The sequence below is a fragment of the Saccharothrix hoggarensis genome, assembly GCF_042678885.1.
In the GTDB taxonomy this organism is placed as follows: Bacteria; Actinomycetota; Actinomycetes; order Mycobacteriales; family Pseudonocardiaceae; genus Actinosynnema; species Actinosynnema hoggarensis.
Map to the genome: position 1 here is coordinate 1 of NZ_JBHTLK010000411.1, position 2,781 is coordinate 2,781.

Sequence of the window (2,781 nt, forward strand, 5' to 3'; positions counted from 1 at the left end):
GCCCCAGCGTCTCCGGCGCGCCGATCCGCTCGCACAGCCAGCCGAGCAGCGGCCCGCCGACCGCGCCCGCCGCCGCGCAGACGGCCGAGTTCAGCGCCAGCAGCCGGCCGCGCATGCCGTCCGCGGTGTCGAGCTGGACGTGGGACGTGCCCGGGTGAACGGCGCTCACCCTAAGCGCCGTTTTTCCGGTTCAAGCCTGTTGGTCAGGTGAAATGGCTCACGTAACGCTCTCCGTGGCGAGCGCGGCCAGGCGTTCGAGGGCCTGCGCCAGGTGCTCGTCCGTGATCTCGTGCGCCTCGCCGTCGACGGCCTGCGGGTGGTCGCCCCGCACGTCCAGGTGCAGCACCACGCGGCTGCGGTCGGGACCGTCCTCGTCCACCTGGAGCCAGCCCGAGTAGCCGCCGTCCTCCAGGTCGCCCCACTCCAGCCGGCGCTGCTCGACGTCGGCGGCCAGGTAGCCCTCCGCCTCGTCGATCTCGTCGCCCATCGACACGCGCCCGGTGACCCGTTCCGTGCCGTCGGCCGGTTCCACGCCCTCGCCGCGCTCCGGGCCGCTCGGCTCGACCTGCAGGCCGTCCGGCAGCCACGCGTCCATCGCCGTCACGTCCCGCGCCAGGTCGAAGACCGTCCGCGCGTCCACCGGGATCGTCTGCTCACGCTCGAACTCAGCCATGCCGGCAGCAGTACCCCCGGCACGTCCCGGCTACACCGCCGCGGCGGCCCTGCCACCGATCGTGGGCGCCTCGGCGCGGTGCGGCGCGACCGGCCGCATGCCGGCGTCGACGCAGCGGCGCACCACGGCGGAGTGCTCGCGCAGCAGGCGCAGGCCGCGCCGGGCCAGCAGCGGCACCGGCTTGCGCGCCTCCGCCACGTCCCGGGCGAACCGCCGGGCGAACGTCAGCACCGCGTTCGGGGCGAGCACGATCGCGTCGGCCAGCACGCCCGCCTCGCGGCAGCCCGCCACCAGCCGGTCCGCGAACAGGCCTTCGGCGACGAACAGGCCCGGCGCGGTCACCGTGCGGCTGCCGACCCGCCGGTCCTCGCCGAGCGCGTAGACCGGCGCCTCGACGGTGCCGGTGGTGGCGAGCGCGACCACGGCGGCGAGCGCGTCGGCGGTGTTCCACGAGTCCTCGGCGTCCCAGTCGGGGCGGCCGGTGTCGTCACGCGGGAGCAGCGGGTCGTCGCCCTCGCGGTAGAAGTCGTCCAGCCGCAGCACGGGGAGGCCCCAGCCGGCGGCGAGGGTGGACTTGCCCGAGCCGGAAGGACCGGCGAGCAGCACGGCGCGCGCGTGAACGGGAGATGACGGCACGGGGGACGATTTTCGCACAGGAGCGGTCCGATCCGGCGCACCGCCTTGCCCGATCGTGCACGGCCTCTGCTCCGGCTGTGCACCCGGTCTGGTCACGCGCGCGCGTGACCACCACGATGTGGGGCATGGTCGTCAGGGTGCGCGGCGTCGAGGACGCCAGGCGGATGCGCGAAGAGCTGCGGGACGAGCGCGAGCGTCCGCGGGGTGCGTCGGCGCCCGCGGTCGCGCCGCCGACCGGCGTGGGTCCGGCCGGTGTGGTCGCCGAGGGCGGCGACCGGATCGAGCTGGACCTCGACGAGTTCACCAGGGCGGAGACCCGGCTGGCCGAGCTGCACGCCACGCTCGCGCGGTTGCTGGTGCGGACCGCCGACCTGGAGCAGCCGTTGGGCGACGGCAAGGGCCCCGTGGCGCGGCACATGCGCAAGGCGTTCGGGTTGCGGGCCGGCGACCTGGGTGGCGGCGTCCAGTCGGCCCTCCAGTCGTACCTGGTGGAGCTGCAGGTGATGCGCGACGCGCTGGAGCAGGTCAGCGACACCCAGAAGAGCGTGGACGAGCAGGCGGAACAGGACTTGAGGCGGCTATGAGCGGACGCGGCGCGCACTCCGATTCGCACCGGCCCTCGGCCGCGGCGCTCCGACGTGAGAAGCGGAGGCTCAAGCAGCAGGCCGCCAACCGGCGGCCGGAGAACTTCGGCAAGATCAACTGGCGGGCGTACACCCACCGGCAGCTGTGGGACATGGTGAAGTCCGCGGACACCGCGCGGATGGCCGACCGCACCCACGCGTGGAAGAAGCTGGCGGACGAGATCGACCAGGCGACCGCCGAGGCGCGGCGGATCGTGCAGGAGCTGGCGACGTCGTGGCGCGGGCCGTCGGCGGTGCTGGCGGCGGAGTCGGCGGAACGCCTCGCCGAGTGGGCGCGGGAGACGTCGGGGCGCGCGTACACCGTGGGCGGAGGGCTCGACGCCTACACGTGGGCGGTGCAGGAGGCCGCGCAGCGCATGCCGGAGCCCGTGCACCCGGACGCCGAGCGGTGGTTCCGCGACGGGTACGACGTCACCACGTTGGACGGGCCGCAGGGCGCGTACATGCTGGACCAGCTGCTGGACGACCACATGCCGTCCAAGGCGGAGCAGCGGGCCGCGATGGCGGAGGCCGTGCGGGTGATGGAGGAGTACGAGGACGCCAGCCGCGGCGTGCACACCCGGCTGCCGACGTTCGAGCACGCGCCGGAGGTGGCCCGGATCGAGCCGGACCACCGGCCGGTGCCGCAGACGCCCCTGCCCCACCCCGCGCCTCACCCGTCACCCGTGCCGTGGCCCACGCCCACGCCTACGCCCACGCCCGTGCCCGACACGTCGTCGGACGGCACGACGTCCGTGGCGGCGGCCGGTGTCCCGGCCGGCGTTCCCGGCGCGGTCAACGTGCCCGGCGGCTACGGCGCGCACGGTGGCGTTCCCGGCGGCGTTCCCG

4 protein-coding genes are annotated in these 2,781 nt (G+C 75.1%); 2 read left to right on the forward strand and 2 right to left on the reverse strand.

Going from position 1 to position 2,781, the window contains the following annotated elements:
• Positions 1-217: 217 nt before the first annotated feature.
• Together ACFQ3T_RS35655 and ACFQ3T_RS35660 are read right to left on the reverse strand one after the other, a co-directional pair.
• Positions 218-673 carry an SRPBCC family protein gene (locus tag ACFQ3T_RS35655; protein WP_380730397.1) on the reverse strand — a complete coding sequence of 152 codons (456 nt, stop codon included), beginning with the start codon at positions 671-673 and terminating at the stop codon, positions 218-220.
• A gap of 30 nt (positions 674-703) precedes the next feature.
• Positions 704-1,309 (reverse strand): uridine kinase, encoded by a 606-nt coding sequence (locus ACFQ3T_RS35660; protein WP_380730399.1) that lies wholly within the window; start codon positions 1,307-1,309, stop codon positions 704-706.
• A gap of 125 nt (positions 1,310-1,434) precedes the next feature.
• Here ACFQ3T_RS35660 and ACFQ3T_RS35665 point away from each other — a divergent pair, with 125 nt between their 5' ends.
• Positions 1,435-1,893, forward strand: coding sequence for a hypothetical protein (locus ACFQ3T_RS35665; RefSeq protein ID WP_380730401.1), 459 nt, complete (start codon positions 1,435-1,437; stop codon positions 1,891-1,893).
• A partial coding sequence (locus ACFQ3T_RS35670; protein ID WP_380730403.1) for a PPE domain-containing protein occupies positions 1,890-2,781 on the forward strand: 892 nt, incomplete at its 3' end. The genes ACFQ3T_RS35665 and ACFQ3T_RS35670, both read left to right, overlap by 4 nt.

What these genes read in the sequence shown, in the direction of transcription:
- ACFQ3T_RS35655 (WP_380730397.1), bottom strand. Translation starts at nt 673, where the DNA reads ATGGCTGAGTTCGAGCGTGAGCAGACGATCCCGGTGGACGCGCGGACG.
- ACFQ3T_RS35665 (WP_380730401.1), top strand. Translation starts at nt 1,435, where the DNA reads ATGGTCGTCAGGGTGCGCGGCGTCGAGGACGCCAGGCGGATGCGCGAA.